Annotated in this window: 19 protein-coding genes; 9 read left to right on the top strand and 10 right to left on the bottom strand. The window is 65.3% G+C overall.

The window, feature by feature from the left end:
• Positions 1–8 precede the first annotated feature (8 nt).
• Positions 9–1,637 (bottom strand): TldD/PmbA family protein, encoded by a 1,629-nt coding sequence (locus GN331_RS11065; RefSeq protein ID WP_156642105.1) that lies wholly within the window; start codon positions 1,635–1,637, stop codon positions 9–11.
• A gap of 138 nt (positions 1,638–1,775) precedes the next feature.
• Positions 1,776–2,654 carry an NHL repeat-containing protein gene (locus tag GN331_RS11060; RefSeq protein WP_156642104.1) on the bottom strand — a complete coding sequence of 293 codons (879 nt, stop codon included), beginning with the start codon at positions 2,652–2,654 and terminating at the stop codon, positions 1,776–1,778.
• 178 nt (positions 2,655–2,832) lie between these two features.
• On the opposite strand from GN331_RS11060, the gene GN331_RS11055 reads away from it, so the two are divergent.
• On the top strand, positions 2,833–3,759 hold the full coding sequence (locus GN331_RS11055; protein WP_156642102.1) for a M14 family metallopeptidase: 927 nt from the start codon (positions 2,833–2,835) through the stop codon (positions 3,757–3,759).
• Positions 3,760–3,819: 60 nt separating this feature from the next.
• On the opposite strand, the gene GN331_RS11050 is transcribed toward GN331_RS11055, so the two are convergent.
• Positions 3,820–6,351 carry a TonB-dependent receptor plug domain-containing protein gene (locus tag GN331_RS11050; protein WP_156642100.1) on the bottom strand — a complete coding sequence of 844 codons (2,532 nt, stop codon included), beginning with the start codon at positions 6,349–6,351 and terminating at the stop codon, positions 3,820–3,822.
• A gap of 290 nt (positions 6,352–6,641) precedes the next feature.
• Here GN331_RS11050 and GN331_RS11045 point away from each other — a divergent pair, with 290 nt between their 5' ends.
• The 4 genes from GN331_RS11045 to GN331_RS11035 all read left to right on the top strand — a co-directional run bounded on the left by GN331_RS11045 (position 6,642) and on the right by GN331_RS11035 (position 9,130).
• Positions 6,642–7,427 carry a helix-turn-helix transcriptional regulator gene (locus tag GN331_RS11045; protein WP_331713455.1) on the top strand — a complete coding sequence of 262 codons (786 nt, stop codon included), beginning with the start codon at positions 6,642–6,644 and terminating at the stop codon, positions 7,425–7,427.
• Between the two features lie 78 nt (positions 7,428–7,505).
• The gene (locus tag GN331_RS16570; protein ID WP_197427104.1) at positions 7,506–7,655 is read left to right on the top strand and encodes a hypothetical protein; all 150 of its coding nucleotides are present in this window, start codon (positions 7,506–7,508) and stop codon (positions 7,653–7,655) included.
• Between the two features lie 66 nt (positions 7,656–7,721).
• Positions 7,722–8,669, top strand: coding sequence for an alpha/beta fold hydrolase (locus GN331_RS11040; RefSeq protein WP_156642096.1), 948 nt, complete (start codon positions 7,722–7,724; stop codon positions 8,667–8,669).
• Positions 8,666–9,130, top strand: a complete 465-nt coding sequence (locus GN331_RS11035) for a GNAT family N-acetyltransferase (RefSeq protein WP_156642095.1) — start codon at positions 8,666–8,668, stop codon at positions 9,128–9,130. Before GN331_RS11040 ends, GN331_RS11035 begins: the two co-directional genes overlap by 4 nt.
• Here GN331_RS11035 and GN331_RS11030 read toward each other — a convergent pair.
• The 3 genes from GN331_RS11030 to GN331_RS11020 are packed head-to-tail and all read right to left on the bottom strand — an operon-like array spanning position 9,125 to position 10,632.
• On the bottom strand, positions 9,125–9,622 hold the full coding sequence (locus GN331_RS11030; protein ID WP_156642093.1) for a hypothetical protein: 498 nt from the start codon (positions 9,620–9,622) through the stop codon (positions 9,125–9,127). The two genes, GN331_RS11035 and GN331_RS11030, sit on opposite strands and share 6 nt — an antisense overlap.
• A 31-nt stretch (positions 9,623–9,653) precedes the next feature.
• The gene (locus GN331_RS11025; protein ID WP_156642091.1) at positions 9,654–9,989 is read right to left on the bottom strand and encodes a zinc ribbon domain-containing protein YjdM; all 336 of its coding nucleotides are present in this window, start codon (positions 9,987–9,989) and stop codon (positions 9,654–9,656) included.
• Between the two features lie 37 nt (positions 9,990–10,026).
• A complete protein-coding gene (locus GN331_RS11020) occupies positions 10,027–10,632 on the bottom strand; it encodes a hypothetical protein (RefSeq protein ID WP_156642090.1) in 606 nt (201 codons plus the stop codon).
• 148 nt (positions 10,633–10,780) lie between these two features.
• Here GN331_RS11020 and arsC point away from each other — a divergent pair, with 148 nt between their 5' ends.
• Genes arsC through GN331_RS11005 form a run of 3 tightly spaced genes read left to right on the top strand, consistent with a single transcriptional unit; the run spans position 10,781 to position 12,583 of the window.
• Positions 10,781–11,125 carry an arsenate reductase (glutaredoxin) gene (arsC, locus tag GN331_RS11015; RefSeq protein ID WP_156642088.1) on the top strand — a complete coding sequence of 115 codons (345 nt, stop codon included), beginning with the start codon at positions 10,781–10,783 and terminating at the stop codon, positions 11,123–11,125.
• A gap of 19 nt (positions 11,126–11,144) precedes the next feature.
• Positions 11,145–11,900, top strand: a complete 756-nt coding sequence (locus GN331_RS11010) for a bestrophin-like domain (RefSeq protein ID WP_156642087.1) — start codon at positions 11,145–11,147, stop codon at positions 11,898–11,900.
• Positions 11,900–12,583 (top strand): GNAT family N-acetyltransferase, encoded by a 684-nt coding sequence (locus GN331_RS11005; RefSeq protein ID WP_231734473.1) that lies wholly within the window; start codon positions 11,900–11,902, stop codon positions 12,581–12,583. Before GN331_RS11010 ends, GN331_RS11005 begins: the two co-directional genes overlap by 1 nt.
• A gap of 12 nt (positions 12,584–12,595) precedes the next feature.
• Here the strand turns inward: GN331_RS11005 and GN331_RS11000 are convergent, their stop codons facing one another.
• The 4 genes from GN331_RS11000 to GN331_RS10985 are packed head-to-tail and all read right to left on the bottom strand — an operon-like array spanning position 12,596 to position 16,492.
• The gene (locus GN331_RS11000) at positions 12,596–14,227 is read right to left on the bottom strand and encodes an FMN-binding glutamate synthase family protein (RefSeq protein ID WP_156642085.1); all 1,632 of its coding nucleotides are present in this window, start codon (positions 14,225–14,227) and stop codon (positions 12,596–12,598) included.
• Positions 14,228–14,244: 17 nt separating this feature from the next.
• A complete protein-coding gene (locus GN331_RS10995) occupies positions 14,245–15,525 on the bottom strand; it encodes a nucleotide sugar dehydrogenase (protein WP_156642083.1) in 1,281 nt (426 codons plus the stop codon).
• A gap of 60 nt (positions 15,526–15,585) precedes the next feature.
• Positions 15,586–16,278, bottom strand: a complete 693-nt coding sequence (locus GN331_RS10990) for an SOS response-associated peptidase (protein WP_156642081.1) — start codon at positions 16,276–16,278, stop codon at positions 15,586–15,588.
• 31 nt (positions 16,279–16,309) lie between these two features.
• A complete protein-coding gene (locus GN331_RS10985) occupies positions 16,310–16,492 on the bottom strand; it encodes a hypothetical protein (protein WP_156642080.1) in 183 nt (60 codons plus the stop codon).
• A 69-nt stretch (positions 16,493–16,561) separates the two neighbouring features.
• Here GN331_RS10985 and ligD point away from each other — a divergent pair, with 69 nt between their 5' ends.
• On the top strand, positions 16,562–19,093 hold the full coding sequence (ligD, locus tag GN331_RS10980; protein ID WP_156642079.1) for a DNA ligase D: 2,532 nt from the start codon (positions 16,562–16,564) through the stop codon (positions 19,091–19,093).

The raw sequence follows: 19,093 nt of genomic DNA, 5'->3' as shown, positions 1-19,093 counted from the left end.
TCCGAAGGTCAGCCGAGGTTGCGGGCGGTGTTGATGACGTTGATGCCGTTGAAGCGCGCCGTGCTCGACCCGTGCGAGACCGCCGAGACCTGGCCCGGCTGCCCCTTGCCGTCGAAGAACGAACCGCCGAGGCGATAGTCGCTCTCGTCGCAGACACCGACGCAGGCATTCCAGAATTCCGGCGTGCGGATCTGGTAGGCCACGTCTTCGATCTGCTTGGTGATCTGCCCGTTCTTGATTTCGTAGAACAGCTGGCCGCCGAACTGCGCGTTGTAGCGCTGCTGGTCGATGGAGAACGAGCCGTCGCCGATGATGTAGATGCCGTTCTCGACGCCCTTGATCATGTCCGCGACGCTTTGCTTGTCCTTGCCCGGTTCCAGCGAGATGTTGGCCATGCGCTGGAACTGCACGCTCGACCAGGAGTCGGCGTAGCAGCAACCATCGGACTCGGTCTTGCCGAGGATGTGGGCCTGGTCGCGGATGGTCTGGTAATCCACCAGCGTGCCGTCCTTGATGATGTCCCAGCGCTTGGTCTTCACGCCTTCGTCGTCGTAACCCACCGCGCCCAGGCTGCCCTTCTGCACCTTGTCGGCATAGACGGTGACCTTGTCGCTGCCGTACTTGAACTTGTTGGTGCGCTTGTCGAGCGTGGCGAAGCTGGTGCCCGCATAGTTGGCTTCGTAGCCGAGCACGCGGTCGAGTTCGGTCGGATGGCCGATCGATTCGTGGATCGTGAGCCAGGTGTGCGAAGGGTCGAGCACGAGGTCGTACTTGCCCGGCTTCACCGACGGCGCGGTGAGCTTGGCGCGCGCCTGCTTGGCCGAGGCGATCGCGTCTTCCTTCATGTCGTAGGACAGGCCGTAGTTCACCACGCCGTTGGGCGAGACGAACTTGCCGGACTGCGCGCCGTCGAGATATTCGAAGCCCATGCCCATGGGCGCGGACAGGCCGTCGCGCGTGCGGAACTTGCCGCTGGCCTTGTCGATGGCGGTGACCGTCATCGGCGCCCAGATGCGGTGCACGTCCTGGTCGATGTAGCTGCCGTCGGTCGAAGCGAAATACTTCTGCTCGTTGACCAGGAACAGCATCGAGTTGACGAAGTCGGCGCCGGCGTTGGTGGCCGCGGCGTTGACGCCGAGCAGCAGGTCCACCTTGTCCTTGATCGCCACTTCCATCGAGTTCTTCACGATGGGCGTCTTCCACGCCACTTCACCGACGCCCGGGGTCTTGGCCAGCTGCACCGGTGCGGTCTGCATCTTCGAGTTGGCCTTGGCGATCGCGGCGGCCTGCTGCGCGGCTTTCACCACGCCCTGCGTGTTCAGCGCGTTGGTGGCCGAGAAGCCCCAGGCGCCATTCACGAGCACGCGCACGCCGATGCCGGTCGACTCGGTGTTGACCACGTTCTCGACCTTGTCCTCGCGCGTGATCACGAACTGGCGCAGGTAGCGCCCGATGCGCACGTCGCAGTATGTGGCCCCGGCGGAGGTGGCTGCCTGCATCGCGGCGTCGGCGAGCGCCTTCTTCTTCGCCACATCCAGCGTCTCGACCAGCGCCTCGGCGGCGATGACGCGACCGAAAGGCAACGCCAGGCCGGCTACGCCGAGACCCGACATCGTAAGGAACGTGCGTCTGTCCATCAGTGACTCCCCGAGGAAATAGGATTCCGTAAACCCCGCCGACTGTGCGGAGGGGCGTTGGGAAAGACAAGATGACCAACGGGCTAGTTGGGGGGCGGCTTGCGGGCCGGACGGCCGAGTTCGGCCGTTCCGGAGCACTCAGCGGGTCGTGGCGACCACGACTTCGACCTTCCCCTTCGACGTGATCTTCCGCACGCGCGGCAACCACTCGCTGCGGTCGTCGGAGTTGGTGTGCAGGTATTCCAGGACGTAGACCTCGCCGTTGGCCACCGCGACGGCGGTCGGCGAATACGGCGGCGCGGAGCGCAGGACGGGCGTGATGACCCATTTGGGCGAGATCATCAGGACCGCCCCGCAGCCTGCGGCGGCGATGAAGACCGTGCCGTTCGGTGCGACATCCAGGCCGCGCAGGTAAGGGCCGACTTTCGACTCGACACCGGGAATGCGCGTGCACCCCGGCACGACGACATCGCGAACGAGTGTCGTGACCTTCCCTTTCGCATCGATCTTGTGCACCGATCGATCGTGGCTGAAATACAGCGCGCCGTCCGGTGTCGCGGCCATGCCGTTGACGTATTGCATGTCGCCGTCGGAGCGTTTCATCGCGGGGAAGCGCGCATGCACCGAGAGCGCGCCGCCCGGCGCGACCCGCACGATTTCCCAACGCGTCTCGCCGACCAGCCGCGGGTAATACAACGCACCGTCGGACCCGACGGCGACCGGGAAGTCGCTCGACAACACGATCGTCGGACGCGTGCCGACCGCGGTGATTTCGGAACCCGGGATCGAAGGCCAGCGGGTCTTCGCCAAGCCCGATGTCTCGTCCAGCGCGAACCAGTGGAACGCCGGCCCGGGTTGCCGCACGAGTTTCCCGTCGCGCCCGACGACGAACATGCCGCCGCCGGTATCGACGAAGTAGATGCGACCGTCGGCCGCCACGTGGATCGATGCGCCGGGATGCGCGAGGGCCGCCGCCGCGAACAGACAACCCAACAGTACGCCGATCAAACGTCGCATGGCTGTCTCCCTCCGCGCCGATGCGACGCGGTATTCGACCAAGTTACGCGCTGGCACCGCAGGCGGATGCAGCCTGCCTGCGCGCCAGGCGATAAGAACGCTCGGTTCCCCGGCCGACGACGCAAAGCGCTCGCGGTCTGGCTTAAAGTGCGCGTTCGCCCACTGACGTTCTCCCCCCATGACTTCCGCTTCCTTCTATCCCATCGGCACGCCGCTGCAACCGTGGGGCGCCGCCGAGAAACAGGCCTGGCTCGCCGCCCAGGTGCGCCATCGCAGTTACGCCGACGATGTCGTCGCGCGCGTCGATCGCCTGCGTTCGCGCTTCGACGTGAGCGAATACGGCCGCCTTGTTTACGGCGATGAAACGTTTCCGCAACTCGCGATCCGTTCGCGCAACTGGAACGACGCGCTCCCGACGATTCTTGTCACCGGCGGCGTGCACGGTTACGAAACCAGCGGCGTGCACGGCGCGCTGCAGTTCGTCGAGCAACACGGCGAGGACTACGCCGGGCGCGTGAATCTCCTGGTCGTCCCGTGCGTGAGCCCGTGGGCCTACGAGCGCATCCATCGCTGGAACCCGAACGCGATCGACCCCAATCGTTCGTTCCGCGAGAACAGCCCGTCGGAGGAATCGGCCGCGTTGCTGCGTTTGGTCGCACCGATTCGCGACAAGGCGCTCGTGCACATCGACCTGCACGAAACCACCGACACCGACGAAACCGAATTCCGCCCCGCCCTCGCCGCGCGCGACGGCAAGCCGACCGCGCCCGAAGGCATTCCCGACGGTTTCTATCTCGTCGGCGACACCGAAGACCCGCAGCCGGAATTCCAGCAGGCGATCATCGCGGCGGTCGAAAAAGTCACGCACATCGCGCCGCCGGACGAGAACAACGAGATCATCGGTTCACCCGTCGTCGCGCACGGCGTCATCAACTATGCGCTGCGCGATCTCGGGCTCTGCACGTCGATCACGAAGGCGCGCTATCGCACGACGACCGAGGTGTATCCGGACAGCCCGCGCGCGACGCCGCAGCAGTGCAACGATGCGCAGGTGGCGGCGGTACGTGCGGCGATTGATTTTGCGCTGGGGCAAGTTGCGCGCTGAAGTTGACGCAACCCCTCCCCGGCCCTCCCCTGCCACTGCAGGGGAGGGAGAGGTTCCGACTTAGAACTTGAAATCCATCTTGGCGTAGTAATACCCGCCGTTCATGCCGAAGGGCATCGTTTCCCAGCCGTAGATGAAGCCCAGCGCGGGGAACACGTTGGTCTGCGGCGAAACGCCGAAGTTTGGATCGTTGGGATTGGTGACGCCCGCGTCCCACTTGTCCGGATACACGTCGAAAACGTTGTTGGCGCCGACGGTGAGGCGGATGTTTTCGCTGAAGTTGTAACCGACCGCGACGTCCGTCAGCCACTTGCCGCCCCAGGTTTCCTTCAGGCCCGGCGTGAAGCCTTCGCCCGAAACCGAACCGAAGTAGTTCTCGCGCAGCGTGAACTCCCACTGGTCGTTGTGCCAGAAGCCCTGGAACACATGCTTGGCGCCGGGCTGGCCTTCTTCCAGCAGCGTGATCTGCGTGTCGTCGAACAACACTTCCGGCGACAGCACGGTCGACTGCGAGCGACGCTTGTTCACCACCGTCTTGTTCCAGTGCATCAACGCCGTCAGGTCGAGCGCGCCGCCCCACAGGTCGGTGTTGTAGTCGGCGACGATGTCGACGCCTTCGGTCTTGGTGTCGATGGCGTTGGTGAAGAAGAGCACCTGCCCCACGCCGATCGGATCGAGGATCTGGCGGATCGGGCAGCCTTCCAGCGCCGGGCCGCACGTGGTGATGTCCTCGGGCTGGATGTTGCTGGAGAAAATGATGCGGTCGTTGATGTCGATCTGGAAGAAGTCGACGGTCAGCGCGAACTTCTCGTTCGGCCGCCATGCCAGGCCCAGCGTGAACGCCGTGGATTCCTCTTCCTTCAGCGGCTGGATGCCGAATGCGCGCGTGACGTCGCTGTCCTGTCGCGCGGTGAGCGTATCGGTGAGCACGCCCTCGGCGTTGAGGTTGGTCGAGCGCTGGCCGTAGAACAACTGCTGCACGCCCGGCGCGCGGAAGCCGGTGGAGACCGTACTGCGGATCGCGAAGGTCGGGCTCATGTCCAGGCGCGCCGACAACTTGCCGGTGACCGTGGTGCCGAAGTCCGAGTAATCCTCGTAACGGATCGCCGCGCCGAGCAGGAAGTCGTTGGTGAGCTTGGACTCGCTGTCCAGGTACACCGCCCAGTTGTGGCGGCTTTCGTCGACCGCTTCGCGCGGCGAGAAGCCGGGGAAGCCCTGCATGCCCGGTTGCGCGATGCCGACGCCGTCCTGGCCGAAGATCGGAATGTTGCGATCGTCGGTGCGGCCGTACGTGTACGACACCGGGTCGCCCGCTTCGATGGCGTAACCGTCCGTGCGCCATTCCGCACCCGTGGCCAGCGACAGCGGACTGTTGCCGATGCCCCAGTCGATGTTGCCGCGGAAGTCGAGGTTGACCGTGGTCTGCGTGAACTCGAGCGTGCCGGTATCGGCTTCCACCGGCGATGCGCCGTAGATGCCGGCGGCGGGATTGAGCGGATCGATCGGCTCGTACCACCAGCTGACGTTGACCGAATTGCGCTCTTCGAAACCGAACTTGCTCTTGCCGTGGTTGACCGACAGGTCCATGTCCCACGCGTCGTTGAGTACCCTGCGATAACCGACCGCGAGCGATCCATCCTCCACCGTGGTGATGATGTTGGGCAGGAAGCCGTTGGGATACAGGTCGGGCACGGTGCGGTTGTCGCCGCCGGTGCGGAAGAAGCCCGACGAATCGCCTTCGCGCTTGGAGAGCCCACCGAACCAGTACAGCTCGCCGCCGCCGATCGGCAGTTCACCGTTCATCCACAAATACATGTCCTTCGCATCCGCATCGCCGAGGCGTTGCGTGACGCGCGGCGGATCCACGCGCAACAGGTCGGGGCCCGCGCGATTGGTTTCTTCGCGATCGCGGTATTCGCCGGTGAGGTTGAAGAAGCCACCGTCGCCGATCTTCCAACCGGTGTTGGCGCCGCCGTGCAGCACGCGGCCGTCGCCTTCGTACGTTTGCCCGACTTCGAAGTTCATCAGCGTGGCATCGGTCTGCTGGCGCAGCACGATGTTGATCACGCCGGAGATCGCGTCGGAACCGTACTGCGCCGACGCACCGTCGCGCAGCACTTCGACGCGGTCGATCGCCGAGATCGGAATCGCGTTGATGTCGGTACCGGCCGAACCGCGACCGATCGTCTGCTGCACGTTCACCAGCGCCTGCTGGTGGCGACGCTTGCCGTTGACGAGCACGAGCACCTGGTCGGGCCCGAGGGCACGCAACGTGGCGGGGCGGAGGATGTCCGTGCCGTCGCTCACGAAGGTGCGGGAGAAATTGAAGCTGGGTTCGAGCATCTGCAGGATCTGCCCCACTTCCTGCACGCCCGCCTGGCGGAGTTGTTCACTGGTGATCACATCGACCGGTGCGGCGGTTTCCGACGCCGTTCGGCCGCGGGCGCGCGAACCGAGCACCTGCACGGTGTCGAGTTGCGCGGGGGATTGCGCCGCGTCCTGCTGGTCGGCGGCGGGCGCCCCCGTGCTTGCTTCCTGCGCCTGCGCCGCCAATGCGAACGACAAGCCCAGGGCCAAGGCCGATACCTTCATGAGTCCTTTGCGTGTTTCCATCGCCATGCCTGGGTCACTCCTGCACGTGTGGTCGGCGCACTCCGCGCCGGTGGCGCCCCGATGCGCCACACGGACTGTGTAACAGCTTCGTAACGAATTGCTAACGCCTTGAATGTAGAACCGATGAGTGGTTCACATGTGGCGCTGCAGCAGAAAACGGTTACGCCGTTGCTGCGCGCGGGCATCGGCGTTTTGTGCGCAAACCCCTAAGCTTGGCGCCGATGTCCGAATTTGCCACCCATCTGCTGTTGCAAACGCCCACTGTTGCAGTGCGAGATGTCGTTTGCGCAGGAACGCACCGTCACCTGAGCGAGGAAGAACGCTCGGGCACGACCGAACTCGTCTTCCCCTATCGCGGCACGTACGTCGTGCATGTCGGCGAAGAAGAAGCCGTTGCCGATGCAAGCCAGGTCCTGATCTTCAACCGCGGCGAAAGCTATCGCGTGAGCCATCCGAACCCGGGTGGCGACGCCAGCCTGACGATTTCCGTCGACGAAGCCCTGCTCCAGGAGATCGTGCCGAAGGACCTGCTGCGCGAGGGCGACGCCTTCGCTTTCCGACTGCATCGCCTGCGCATCGATGCGCGTGCGCAGGTGCTGGTCGCCCTGCTCCGCCACAGCCTGCGCGAAGGCATCGCCGAGCCGCTCGAAGGCGAAAGCCTCGCGTTGACACTCGTGCAACGCGCCATCGGCCCGCGCACGACGCATGCAGCGGCCTCGAGCGTCGGGCGCCAGCGTTTGGTCGATCGCGCCAAGCTCGTGCTGATGCGCGACCTCGCGCGGCGCTGGACGCTCGCGGGCGTCGCCGCCGAAGTCGGCGTCTCGCCGGTGTATCTCACGCAGAGTTTCCAGATGGTCGAAGGCATGCCGCTATATCGCTATCAATTGCGCCTGCGGCTTGCGCGTGCGTTGGATCAGTTGAGCGAAGTCGAGGACCTCACGACGCTGGGCCTGTCGCTCGGTTTCTCCAGCCACAGCCACTTCAGCGCGGCCTTCCAGCAGGTGTATGGACGCTCGCCGTCGGAGTTCCGGCAGACGGCCCTGCGACGTCGCTAAAGATTCCGAAAGCGGTTGAACCCGCCGTGGCGGTTCAATGCGCCTACCCGATACGGGTATGCCCCCTGGAGTTTCGCCATGTCCCAGAAGACTTGTGCCGCCTGCGATTACCCCCTGGATGAAAACGCCATCCAGGTGAAGATCGGCGGCCAGACCGTCGAAGTGTGTTGCGAAGAGTGCGCGACGAAGTTGAAGGAAGCGCACGTGTCGGCCAAGCAGGAAGGCTGACGGTTACCGCGGGCGGGCCTCGCGACGCGCGGGCCCGCCCGTTTTCGATCGGTATCGGAGTTGGTCATGAATCGTCGGGAATTTTTGCGCGCGGCCGCCGTGGTGGTCGCGGCGGGTTCGTTCGGCATCGGGCCGGCGAGCGCGGATGGTTTACGCGCGGCGGAATGGACCGCGGCGCGCAAATTCGTCAACACGCCGTTCGGCGACATCGCGTATGTCGAGCGGGGCGTCGGGCGTGTTGCGTTGTTCCTGCACGGCTTTCCGCTCAACGGATTCCAGTGGCGCGGCGCCCTCCCCCGGCTGTCGCCGTATCGCCGCTGCATCGCGCCGGATTTCATGGCGCTCGGGTTCACTGCGGTCGCCGAGGGCCAAAGCGTTGCGCCGGCTGCGCAGGTCGCGATGCTCGTATCGCTGCTCGATACGCTGGGCATCGATGATGTCGATCTCGTCGCGAACGACAGCGGCGGCGCAGTCGCGCAACTGTTCGTCGTGCAACATCCCGAACGCGTGCGCACGTTGTTGCTCACCAACTGCGATGCGGAGCCCGACAGTCCACCGCCCGCGCTGTTGCCAGTGATCGAGCTCTCGAAGGAAGGCAAGTTCGTCGATCAATGGCTCGCGCCGTGGCACGCGGACACGGGCCTGGCGCGATCTTCCGAAGGCATCGGCGGCATGTGTTATGCCGACGCTGCGCATCCGACGGACGAAGCCATCGCGATGTATCTCGGCCCGCTGGTCGCATCGCCGCAGCGCAAGGCCTTGGTGCATGCGTACGCGATGGGGCTGGATCCGAATCCGCTGGCGGGCATCGCGGCGAAGCTCTCGGCGGTTCGCGTTCCCGTTCGCATTCTCTGGGGCACCGGCGATACGATCTTTTCGCCCGAGAGCGCGGGCTACCTCGATCGCACGTTCGGCAATTCGATGGGTGTGCGGCGGATCGCGGGGGCCAAGCTGTTCTGGCCGGAGGAGCGCCCGGATATCATCGCGGAGGAAGCCCTGCGACTCTGGACATGATCGCGATCGACGACGCCGCATTCCCCGAAGACCTGGCCACGGTGCGCGCGTTGTTCCGCGAGTACGCGTCGGGGCTGGAGGTCGATCTCGACTTCCAGGATTTCGATGCGGAGCTCGCGGCGCTGCCGGGCAAGTACGCGCGGCCCGGCGGTCGCGTGTTGCTCGCGAAGGACGGCGAGCGTGTTCTGGGTTGCGTTTGCCTTCGCCCGCTGTCGGCGGACGATTGCGAAATGAAGCGCCTTTACGTTCGGCCCGACGCGCGTGGCCTTCGACTGGGCCGACGACTCGTCGAACGCTTGTGCGATGAAGCGAAGGATTCGGGCTATTCGCGGATGTTTCTCGACACGCTGCCGTCGATGGCGACGGCGCAACAGCTCTACGCGGACATCGGCTTCGTGCCGACGCAGGCGTACGTCTTCAACCCGGTGCCCGGGACGAAGTATCTGCGGCGTGATCTATAGGATTTCCGGATCGCTAGTTTCTTCCGCCTCGAGCCGATGTCGAGGGGCGTCGATCGACAACTCGCCGCTTCGAACCAGTCGAAGGAACTCGCGGAAGGTTTGATCGAACAACGCACGCTCCCGCTCCTCGGGCAAGGCATGCGGGTACGGCAACTGGTGACGTGCCTCTGAAGTGCGCTGGTAGAAGTCGATCCAGACCTCCGAGATCAGGCTCCACCCCTCACTTCGATCCAGGATCGCATCTGCATCCATCGTCGAGCCGGGCACTGCGACCAACACAGTCCAGCCGTCGTGGCGCAGCACAGTGGATGCCAGCATCACTTCCTGGCTCTGGAAGACCTCCACCTCAGCACCATGCCAAGCGACCTCGGCGGTATTGATCGCAGCCACCTGGAATCCGTGATCGAAGAGGAATCCCGCGTATCGCGCTCCGAACCACGTCTGCGTCACGGAGAGCGCGCGCCGCTTCTTGAATGGCATTTTGAAGTGCATCGTCCCCGCCCCCTTCGTGCGCTTCGGTGCCTCACGCCTTCCGCAGGAAGCACGTCTTCAGCACCAGCCCCTTGATCTTGTCCGAGTTGCCTTCGATGTGTTCCGCATCGTCGGGCACCAGGCGGATGTGTTTGATCACCGTGCCCTGTTTGAGCGGGATCGAGCTGCCTTTGACCTTCAGATCCTTGATCACGACGACCGTGTCGCCGTCGGCAAGCACGTTGCCGTTGCTGTCGCGCACCGCGAGCGAATCGACCGCCGCTTCGTCACCCGCCAACGGCCATTCGAAACCGCAGTCGGCGCAGACATGGTTGGCACCGTCGACGTAGGTGTTTTCGAGCGTGCATTGCGGGCAAGGCGTGGACATCGGGCGGGCTCGTTCGGGCCCGCCATGATCGCATGCCTCACTCGGTGCTTTGGGCGTCCCGGTAAGCCTGCATGTCGCCTTCCAGGCGGCCGAGGACCGTGCCGAATTCCTCGTTGCTGCCGATGTCGCGCGTGCCGGCGAAGTATTCGTCCACGACCTTGTCGCAGGTTGCGCCGTCCTGTTCGCCTTCCGGGAACCAGGATTCCATCGTGGCGATCGCATCGGCCTTCGCCTGCGCCATCACGCCGTCGCGGTACTGCGTGGCCGCCGCTTCGCCCTGCTTCACCTGCACGATGGCCCGCTGCAACTGGACGTAGCCCTTGGCGGCGCCGACCGCGCCTTCGTTGTGTTGCCACCAGCGGTTGCGGGCTTCGTCGGCACGCAGGGCGTGGGCGACGTCGATCTGCGCGCAATGCTTGGCGACCACGTTGGTGAGCATCGCGCGCGAGAGCGCGAAGCCGGCGGCGGCGTCGCGCGCGGCGTTGACGGCGGGCAGGAAGCTGCCGCTGCTGGAGTAGCGGCTGTCGATGACCACCGCGGCGTTGTTGGCGGCGGTGTTGGCGGCATTGCTGGCCGCGTCGACGGCCAGCGCCGTGCCATGCGCACCGCAGAGCACCATCGCAAGAATCAGTCCCCGTTTCATCGCAATCATCCCCAATCAGCTTCCCCAAGCCATGGACTGACGTTATCGCGGGAAGTTCATGCATACAACGGAATTTTTATGTGTTGTGCGTATTCAGTGTGCAAGCGGCCGCAGTTATTTTTTCGCGGCCCGGTCCTACAATGCCGGCATGGACCAGTACTTCCACAATCCGCGTTGTTCCAAGTCGCGCGGTGCGCTCGCGCTGCTGGCCGAGCATGGGGTGCAACCACAGGTCGTGGCCTACCTCGACACGCCGCCGAGCAAGGCGCAGATCCGCGAGATCGTCCGCAAGCTCGGCCTGCCCGCCCGCGCCCTGCTGCGCACCGGCGAGGACGCCTACAAGGACCTCGGACTCGCCGATCCGGCGCTGACCGACGCGGCCCTGATCGACGCCATGCACGCCCATCCGATCCTCATCGAGCGCCCGATCTTCGTCCGCGGCGACCGCGCGGTCATCGGCCGCCCCATCGAGAACGTCCTGCAACTGCTCTGACCGGGAGTACATTGCCGCCATGTGGACCAGCCTCGCCATCGCCCTTGGGTTCGTGCTGGTCGCCTTCCTCGTCGCCGCCCTGCCCGCGGCCTGGATGCGCCGGCGCCACGGGGACGAGCACGAAGGCGAAACGCGCGACCTCGCGCGCGACATCACCAATCGCCTGGGCGTGCTGCACGGCGTGATCCTCGGCCTGGTGTTCGGCCACGTGGTGACGCAGGCGGGCGATCTGCGCGCGGGCCAGCGCACGGAAGCGGCGGCCGTCGAACACGTGTATTTCCTCGCGGGCGAGTACCGCGCACCGGCCGTGCAGGCCGCCGCCGCGCGCTACATCGACGCGGTCATCGACCAGGATTGGCCGGCGCAGGAAGCCACCGGCGAGGTGAGCGCCGCGGGGTGGGTCGCCGTCCGCGCCCTCCAGGCGAGCACGCTCGCACTCGCGCCTGCCTCGCGCCGGGAACACGTGCTGGCGCAGGAGATCGAAAACAACCTGTGGGTCATCGAACGCGAACGCCAGGTGCGCGGCTACGAATCGGCGATGCACGTGCCGTTCGAGTTCTGGTTCGCGGCCATCGCCGGCCTGGCGCTGATCGGCGGCCTGATGTTCATCTATCCCACCTCGCGCAAGCACGTGATGATCGTCGGCGCATACGCGATCTATTCGGGCCTGGTGCTGTACATGATCTACGACTTGTCCCGCCCCTTCGCCGGATTGGTGAGAGTGGAGCCAGACGCTTTCGAACAAGCAAGGGGCGCAATTCGCTCCGGAATTTGATGGCCATCATGGACGACCTCGACAACCCCATCCACGCCGCGTTGCGCACCCTGCACCACGGGATCGCGATGCAAGCCGGCGTGGCGTTGCGTTATCCGTCGGCGTACGCGCCGTTCTTCGCCGTGCCGGACGAAACCAGCGATGTCGACGAATCGCTCGACGCGCTCGTCGCGCCGGTCGAAACCGTCTACCTGCTGGGCGTTGCGCCGAAAAAAGTGCGCGACGCGAAGATGCACGCCTTCGCCCCGCTGGCGCAGATGGTGTGCGATGCGCCGCTGCCGAGCATCGACGGCCCGCCGATCATGCCCCTGGGCATCGACCATCGCGACGACGTGCTCGCGCTCACCGCGGTGGTGTATCCGCACTACTTCCGCCCGCGCACGATGGAAATGGGCCGTTACTTCGGCATCTACGAAGGCGGCCAGCTCGCGGCGATGATCGGTGAACGCCTGGGCTCGACGACCACGCGCGAGATCAGCGCGGTGTGCACGAGCCCGGACTGCAACGGACGCGGTTACGCGCGACGGCTGATGGCGTACCTGACCAACGATCTGATCGCCTCGAACATCCAGCCCTTCCTGCACGTCAGCCACGAGAACGAGCGCGCGAAGGAAATGTACGAACGCATCGGCTTCCGCCTGCGCCGCGACATCGGCTTCTGGTCGCTGCGCCACGAACGCTAGCGCCCGCTTCGACTACACAGATTTGCCGATCCGCATCGCGCTGACTTTGTCCGGCGCATCGAAGGTATCGCTGCGTGCGCAGGCCCAGAACTGCTGGAACACCGCGTGGTCGGGGATGCTGGTCAGCAGCTCGCCGGGCTTGAGGAAGTTGTAGATCGCCGCGAGCGAACGCACTTCGATCGGCGAGACGCGACGCAGGATGTGTTCGGGCCCCAACTGACCCGGATGATCCAGGCCCGCCGCGCACAGCAGGTCGCGCAACGCATGCACGGTGTTCTGGTGGAAGTTGTGCACGCGCGTGGCCTTGTCGGCCAGGTCGAGTTGCTTGAAGCGGCGCGGATCCTGTGTCGCTACGCCCGTCGGGCACTTGTCGGTATGGCACGACAGCGACTGGATGCACCCCAGCGCGAACATGAAACCGCGCCCGGCGTTGCACCAGTCCGCGCCCATCGCCATCGTCTTGGCCATGTCGAACGCGCTGACGATGCGGCCGGCGGCGCCGATGCGGATCTTGTCGCGCAGGTCCAGGCCCACGAGCGTGTTGTGCACGAGCATCAAGGCTTCGTGCATCGGCACGCCGACGTGGTCGATGAATTCCGAAGGCGCCGCGCCCGTGCCACCTTCCGCGCCGTCGACGACGATGAAATCGGGCAACAGCCCGGTTTCCTGCATCGCCTTCGCGATGCCGAACCATTCCCACGGATGCCCGATCGCGAGTTTGAAACCGGTCGGCTTGCCGCCGGAGAGTTCGCGCAGTTTGGCGACGAATTCGAGCAAGCCCACGGGCGTCGAGAACGCGGAGTGCTTCGCCGGCGAAACACAGTCGACACCGGGCGCGACACCGCGCGTGTCCGCGACTTCCTGCGTCACCTTCGCGCCGGGCAACACACCACCGTGCCCAGGCTTCGCACCCTGCGAAAGCTTTACCTCGATCATGCGCACCGATTCGCGTTGCGCGGCTTTCGCGAACTTGTCGGGATCGAACCCGCCCTTCTCATCGCGGCAACCGAAGTAACCCGAGCCGATCTCCCACACCAGATCGCCGCCGTTTTCCAGGTGATACGGCGAGATCGAACCCTCGCCGGTGTCGTGGTAGAACTTGCCGCGCCGCGCGCCTTCGTTCAAGGCGCGGATCGCCGCGGCCGACAGCGCGCCCCAGCTCATCGCGGAGATGTTGAAGACGCTGGCCGAATACGGCTTGGAAACGCGATCGCCGCCGATGTCGATGCGGAAGTCGTCGGACGGAATGGCCGCCGGCGACAGCGAATGATTGATCCACTCGTAGTCGACGCTGTAGACATCGTGCAGCGTGCCGAAGGGGCGCGTGTCGCGCACCGATTTCGAGCGCTGGTAGATCAGCGCGCGCTGCTGGCGCGAGAACGGTGTTTCGGCGATGTCCGATTCGATGAAGTACTGCCGCATCTCCGGGCCGATGGATTCCAGCCCATAGCGGAAATGCGCGAGCACCGGGTAGTTGCGGCGCAGCGTGCTCTTTTTCTGCAGCAGGTCGACCGTGCCGATCGCGGCAACGCCAGCCGAGATGATCAGCGCCCAGCCCCACGTGGGATCGCGCAGCGTGGCCCAGCCGAAGACGACGGTGAGGACGAGGCTGGCGATGTAGAGCGAGTAGCGACTGAGGGACATGCGACCTTCTTGTTGGCCTAGAGCCGCGCGTCCACCGCATCCTTCGGGAACACGCCCTTGATGTCGTAATACACGGTGCGCGGGTGGCCCAACCGATGCAGGCCTTCGACGCCCATCGCCTTGAAGTCATCATGCCCCACGGCGATCACGACCGCGTCATAGGCGCCCTGCGCGGGATCCTCGACCAGGCGGATGCCGTATTCCTGCATCGCTTCGCGCGGATTGGCCCATGGATCATGGATATCCACGACCGCGCGGTATTCCTCGAGTTCCCCGGCCAGTTCCACCACGCGCGTGTTGCGCAGGTCGGGGCAGTTTTCCTTGAACGTCAGGCCGAGCAGCAAGATGCGCGCGCCGGCGACGGTGAGCCCGCGCTGCACCATCAGCTTCACCACTTCGGCGGCGATCTGGTGGCCCATCGCATCGTTGATGCGGCGGCATGCAAGCAGGATGTCGGGGTAGTAACCGTGCGCCTGCGCTTTCTGGATCAGGTAATACGGGTCCACGCCGATGCAGTGGCCGCCGACCAGGCCGGGGCGGAACGGCAGGAAGTTCCACTTGGTCGACGCAGCTTCGAGCACTTCGGTCGTGTCGATGCCCAGGCGATGGAAGATCAGCGCGAACTCGTTGACCAGCGCGATGTTGACGTCGCGCTGCGTGTTCTCGATCACCTTGGACGCTTCGGCGACCTGGATGCTCGAAGCCTTGTGCGTGCCGGCGGTGATGATCGTGCCGTACAACGCATCGACGAAATCCGCGGCCTCGGGCGTGGAGCCGGAGGTGACCTTGGGGATGTTCGTCAGGCGGCGTTCGCGGTCGCCGGGATTGATGCGTTCGGGGCTGTAGCCGACGGTGAAATCGTGGTTGAAGCGCAGGCCCGAGGCGCGTTCGAGTTCGGGCACGCAGATTTCTTCGGTCGCGCCCGGGTACACCGTGGATTCGTAGACGACGACGTCGCCGCGCTTGAGCACGCCACCGATCGTGCGGCTGGCGCTGATCAGCGGGCTGAAGTCGGGGCGCTTGTGTTCGTCGATCGGCGTGGGAACGGTGACGATGAAGACGTCGCATTCGCGCAGGTCGGCGGGCGTGGCGCTGAAGCGCAGGCGTGCGGCCAGTTCGAGTTCGTCGGCCGCCACCTCGCGGTTGCGGTCGCCTTCCCCGCCCTGCAGCGCGGCCACGCGCGTGGGGTCGATGTCGAAGCCCAGCGTCTCGTGCGCGCGCCCGAACGCAACGGCGAGCGGCAGCCCGACGTAGCCCAGGCCGATGACGGCGATGCGCGCCGATGCGACGTCCCGCATTGGTATTCCCCTAAAATGAAGCAGCTTCTTGGCCGGCGGGAGTTTGGCACTTACCCCGTGTCAGGGAAACAGGCCGTCCGCCGCGCACGGCATCGGCGCGATCAGCTGCGCGCCCTGGTTGCGCACGTTGCCCACGGCCGGATCGACCTCATGGAACGCCAGCGCCGGCTCGGGGACCGCGTGCGCGATGGCCATCGCTTGCTCCGCGTCGCCATGCAGCCAGTCGTGCAGCACCTCGGGCGGGAGGATCAGCGGCATCCGATCATGCACCTGCCGGATCACCGGATCGGCCGCGCGCGTGACGATGCTATAGGTGAGCAGCGCGCCGCCCGCGCCGTCGGAGCGCGTTTCCCACACGCCGCCGAACAGCATCACCGGCGAATCGGCCAGGTGGATCCAGTGCGGGCGCTTCTTCCCATCGATGACGGGCCACTCGTAGTAGCCCGAGGCAGGGACCAGCGCGCGGCGTTGTTTCCACGCGCCGCGGAAGGCGGGCTTGTCCGCCACTGATTCCAGCCTAGCGTTGATCGTGGCGAAGGCGAGCTTGGTGTCCTTCTGCCAGGGCGGAAGCAGGCCCCAGCGCATCTCCTGCACGGCGCCGCCCTCGCCGTGCGCGACGATGACCGGATGCGGATCGGTGGGTGCGATGTTCCAGGCCGGCGTCGGGTCTTCGGCAGGCACGACCAGGTCCAGCATGCGCGAGAACTCGCGCACCTGCTGCCACGTGAAGTCGCGGGTGAATCGGCCGCACATGCGTCGATGCTAGCGCAGGCGGCCGACGAACCTAGTGTTTGCGGTCGCCGCGATCGCCCTGCCCGGGCTTGGCGTCGTGCTCGCCGTCCCGCTGTTGATCCTGCCCGAGCGAGCGGCCCAGGTCGTCGGATTCGGCGAACCGCCCCTTGTTGTCGCGTCGCTGCAGGCGTTTGTCACCGGGAGTCGGTTCGTTGAGTTCGCGCTTGCCCGCCATCACGATCTCCTTCGCGTGCCTTGGATAGCGTCCTGATACCCCGCCCCGGCGTGCAGGATTCGTGACGGAATGAGCCTCACCGAATACCGCCGCAAGCGGCATTTCGACAAGACGCGCGAGCCTTCGCCGGAAGCGCGCGCGCCCGCGAAAAAGGCGGTCAAACGCAAAGCGGCGAAGACACCGGAAGTGCATCGCCCGATCTTCGTCGTGCAACTGCACCACGCCTCGCGCCGGCATTACGACTTCCGTTTGCAGATCGGCGATGCGCTCAAGAGCTGGGCCGTGCCCAAGGGACCGAGTTACGACCCGACGATCAAGCGCATGGCGGTGGAAGTCGAGGATCACCCGCTGTCGTACGCGGGTTTCGAAGGCGAGATTCCGCAAGGCGAATATGGCGGCGGCCACGTCGCGACCTTCGACCAGGGCGTGTGGACCACGCCCTACGATCCCGAAGCACAGTTGGCGAAAGGCCATATCCGCTTCGAATTGTTCGGCGAGAAGTTGAAGGGCGAATGGCACCTGGTGCGTTCGGGCAAGCCGGCGCGACAGCCGCAGTGGCTGCTGTTCAAGGAGAACGATGCGTACGCGGGCAAGGTGGAAGCCGACGATCTGTTGCAGGATGTGGCGGCGCCAGCGGGGAAGAAAGTCGTGAAGAAAGCGGCGAAGACGATCGCTCCGAAAACCCGGCGCAAGGTCGACTGGGCCGCGAAGGCTTTGAAACTGACCGGCGGAAGAAAATCGAGCTTGCGCAACGAAGCCTTCGAACCACAGCTCGCCAAGCTCGGCGACGTCGCGCCCAACGGTGCGCAATGGATCCACGAAGTGAAGTGGGATGGTTACCGCCTGGTTTCGACGATCGTCGACGGGAAGGTGCGCATCTGGTCGCGCAACGCGATCGAATGGACCGACAAGGTGCCCGAGCTGCGCGCGGCGCTGGAACAGCTCGGCGTGAAAAGCGCCGCACTCGATGGCGAGTTGATCGCGGGCCGCGGCACGCAGGCGGATTTCAACCTGCTGCAGTCGACCTTGTCGGGCGAGGAACAAGGTGGGCTGGCGTATGTCCTGTTCGACCTGTTGCACCTGGAGGGCGTCGATGTCCGCAAGGCGCCGTTGGTCGAACGCAAGGCGCTGCTCGAAGTCTTGTTGAAAGCACCGATCCCGCATCTGTCGTACAGCTCGCACGTGCCCGGCGATGAAGGAACGGCCGCGTTTGCGCTTGCGTCCGAGCAACAATTCGAAGGAATCATCTCCAAGCGCGCGGACCGGCCCTACACCGCCGGTCGCAGCGATGATTGGCGCAAGACCAAGCGCCTGGAGTCGGACGAGTTCGCGGTCGTGGGCACGACGAAGGGCCAGGGATCGCGCACGGGCTTCGGGTCCTTGCTACTTGCGCGCCCCGATGCGAAACACGGTTGGGTGTACGCGGGGCGCGTGGGCACCGGGTTTTCGAGCGAGCAACTGCGGCAACTGTCGAAACACATCGGCGACATCGGTTCGTCGAAGCCGAGCGTGCACGTGCCGATTCCGCTGGATGCCGAACTCAAGCGCGCGACGTGGTTTCCGCCGCTGTTCGTCGTCGAGGTGTTCATTCGCGGCCTGGGCAACTCGGGGATCCTGCGCCAGCCGTCGCTGAAGACCGTGCGCATGGACAAGGACGTCGGGGACTTGCTGGATTCCGATCGCGGCAAACCTGCGAAGAAAGCGGCGAAGAAAACCACCGCGCGCGAACGCGTGGCCGCGCCCGAAGTCCGCCTCAGCAGCCCGACGAAGATCATCTTCCCGGATCGCAACATCACCAAGCAGCAAGTCGCCGACTACTACAAGGCCGTCGCGCCGCACCTGCTGCGCGAGATCGCGGGCCGTCCGTTGTCGGCCATCCGCTGCCCCGACGGCGTGGGCAAAGCGTGCTTCTTCCAGAAGCACCACACGGCAGGCTTGGAAATCGTGCGCTTCGTGCGGTTGAAGGAAGAAGCCGGCATCAACGCGAACTACCTCGTCGTCGACGACATCAGCGGCTTGATGGAACTCGTGCAGTTCAACACCCTGGAGTTCCATCCGTGGGGCGCGCACGCGGACGATCCCGACCACGCCGATCGCGTGATCTTCGATCTGGACCCCGGGCCGGGCGTGCCGTTCGCCGAAGTCAAACGCGCCGCGACGCACGTGCGCGACTTGCTCGAACAACTCGAACTGAAATCCTTCCTGCGCGCGACCGGCGGCAAGGGCCTGCATGTCGTCGTGCCGCTGAATCCGGCGAACGATTGGAAGCTGGTGAAGAAATTCTCGAAGGGATTCGCCGAAGCGCTCGCCGGTTCGGATCCCGATCGCTATCTCGCCACCGCCACGTTGAAACTGCGCCCCGGCAAGATCTTCATCGACTATCTGCGCAACGGGCGCGGCGCGACCGCGGTGGCGTCGTATTCGCTGCGCGCGCGTGCGGGCGCGCCGGTCGCGGTGCCGCTGGCGTGGTCGGAACTCAAGGCGCTCAAGCGCGGCGATGCCTTCCACATGGACAAGACGCTGGCGCGCATCAAGCGGCAACGCAAGGATCCGTGGGCAGGGATCGACGCGTTGCGTCAGGATCTGTCGGCCTGGGGCTGA

Origin of the sequence: Noviluteimonas gilva, assembly GCF_009740395.1 — a bacterium.
In the GTDB taxonomy this organism is placed as follows: Bacteria; Pseudomonadota; Gammaproteobacteria; order Xanthomonadales; family Xanthomonadaceae; genus Noviluteimonas; species Noviluteimonas gilva.
This window is presented reverse-complemented; position numbering and strand designations above follow the sequence as displayed.

Bases quoted from the DNA above. Each gene is read 5' to 3' on its own strand.
- GN331_RS11065 (WP_156642105.1), bottom strand. From the start codon at position 1,637: ATGGACAGACGCACGTTCCTTACGATGTCGGGTCTCGGCGTAGCCGGC.
- GN331_RS11060 (WP_156642104.1), bottom strand. From the start codon at position 2,654: ATGCGACGTTTGATCGGCGTACTGTTGGGTTGTCTGTTCGCGGCGGCG.
- GN331_RS11055 (WP_156642102.1), top strand. From the start codon at position 2,833: ATGACTTCCGCTTCCTTCTATCCCATCGGCACGCCGCTGCAACCGTGG.
- GN331_RS11050 (WP_156642100.1), bottom strand. From the start codon at position 6,351: ATGAAGGTATCGGCCTTGGCCCTGGGCTTGTCGTTCGCATTGGCGGCG.
- GN331_RS16570 (WP_197427104.1), top strand. From the start codon at position 7,506: ATGTCCCAGAAGACTTGTGCCGCCTGCGATTACCCCCTGGATGAAAAC.
- GN331_RS11040 (WP_156642096.1), top strand. From the start codon at position 7,722: ATGAATCGTCGGGAATTTTTGCGCGCGGCCGCCGTGGTGGTCGCGGCG.
- GN331_RS11035 (WP_156642095.1), top strand. From the start codon at position 8,666: ATGATCGCGATCGACGACGCCGCATTCCCCGAAGACCTGGCCACGGTG.
- GN331_RS11030 (WP_156642093.1), bottom strand. From the start codon at position 9,622: ATGCACTTCAAAATGCCATTCAAGAAGCGGCGCGCGCTCTCCGTGACG.
- GN331_RS11025 (WP_156642091.1), bottom strand. From the start codon at position 9,989: ATGTCCACGCCTTGCCCGCAATGCACGCTCGAAAACACCTACGTCGAC.
- GN331_RS11020 (WP_156642090.1), bottom strand. From the start codon at position 10,632: ATGAAACGGGGACTGATTCTTGCGATGGTGCTCTGCGGTGCGCATGGC.
- arsC (WP_156642088.1), top strand. From the start codon at position 10,781: ATGGACCAGTACTTCCACAATCCGCGTTGTTCCAAGTCGCGCGGTGCG.
- GN331_RS11010 (WP_156642087.1), top strand. From the start codon at position 11,145: ATGTGGACCAGCCTCGCCATCGCCCTTGGGTTCGTGCTGGTCGCCTTC.
- GN331_RS11005 (WP_231734473.1), top strand. From the start codon at position 11,900: ATGGCCATCATGGACGACCTCGACAACCCCATCCACGCCGCGTTGCGC.
- GN331_RS11000 (WP_156642085.1), bottom strand. From the start codon at position 14,227: ATGTCCCTCAGTCGCTACTCGCTCTACATCGCCAGCCTCGTCCTCACC.
- GN331_RS10995 (WP_156642083.1), bottom strand. From the start codon at position 15,525: ATGCGGGACGTCGCATCGGCGCGCATCGCCGTCATCGGCCTGGGCTAC.
- GN331_RS10990 (WP_156642081.1), bottom strand. From the start codon at position 16,278: ATGTGCGGCCGATTCACCCGCGACTTCACGTGGCAGCAGGTGCGCGAG.
- GN331_RS10985 (WP_156642080.1), bottom strand. From the start codon at position 16,492: ATGGCGGGCAAGCGCGAACTCAACGAACCGACTCCCGGTGACAAACGC.
- ligD (WP_156642079.1), top strand. From the start codon at position 16,562: ATGAGCCTCACCGAATACCGCCGCAAGCGGCATTTCGACAAGACGCGC.